This window comes from Haloferax profundi (assembly GCF_001469865.1).
In the GTDB taxonomy this organism is placed as follows: Archaea; Halobacteriota; Halobacteria; order Halobacteriales; family Haloferacaceae; genus Haloferax; species Haloferax profundi.
In genome coordinates this window covers 1-886 of record NZ_LOPV01000669.1, presented here as the reverse complement: position 1 = coordinate 886, position 886 = coordinate 1, and the positions used below count along the sequence as shown (strand labels likewise).

The 886-nt window shown below is 56.1% G+C and carries 1 protein-coding gene; it reads right to left on the bottom strand.

The window, feature by feature from the left end; genetic code table 11:
* Positions 1-886, bottom strand: an 886-nt coding sequence (locus AUR66_RS18585; protein WP_331457025.1) for a CARDB domain-containing protein, incomplete at both ends; no start/stop codon positions are given.

Sequence of the window (886 nt, the reverse complement as noted above, 5' to 3'; positions counted from 1 at the left end):
GCAGCGAGAGTGTCGCGTTAACCGTAGACGGATAGTTCGTCTTTACGCTGGTGAGGACGGTGAACGTCGAGTTGTTCACAACCGTCGATGGTGCTGAAACATCGTTGATGCTCAGCTGGTAGGCCTTGACCGTGACGTCTTTCGTGCTCTCGTTGTTGTCGAACGGAACGCCGTCAGAGACACTTGCGCTGACGACCTTGTCGCCGCCCTTCTCGACATCGAAGTTGTGCTTGAGCGTCGACGTATTCGCTTCAGTCGCGTTGAGCTGCGAGATGGTGATGTTCTCCGTGGTTCCGTCGTCGTAGTCGACGGTCACGTTGAACTCTCCAGTTGCTGCAGTCCCGTTGTTCTTCGTGTACACAACGAACGTGCTCTGCTGACGGTCAAGCACCGTGCTCTGGCCTTCAATCTTGACGGCCGGGTCAGCGTAGACGACGCGCGTGGAGTTGACGACACGGTTGTTCGTCTCATCCGTTTCAGGAACGTCGTTCGCAGAGTCAACGACTGCAGTCACCTTCGCGTTACCATCACCGAGGTCACCGAGGAGGTTCTCCGCGGCAAAGTCGCTGAGGTCGAAGGTAAGCGTCGTTGAGTTGTTCGTTGCATCGTCACGTGCAGAGAGGTTGCCCGTGTACTTCGTGTACGTCTCGGTCGCGCCATTGGCGCCTTCAACAGTCAGGTCGACCGTTGAATTAGAGACATTGACCAGTCCATCGTTCGAGACGGTGACGTCTGCTGTGACACCATCATTGAACTTCTGTTTCCGGTCAACATCGAGGCTGGGCGAGAGATCGGCACCCTCTGCGAGGGCGAACGTTATGTCGTCGCCATCTTGGTTGACGGTGAGGTTCCGCGTGTACGTCCGGTTGATGAACTTGCTGTTGTT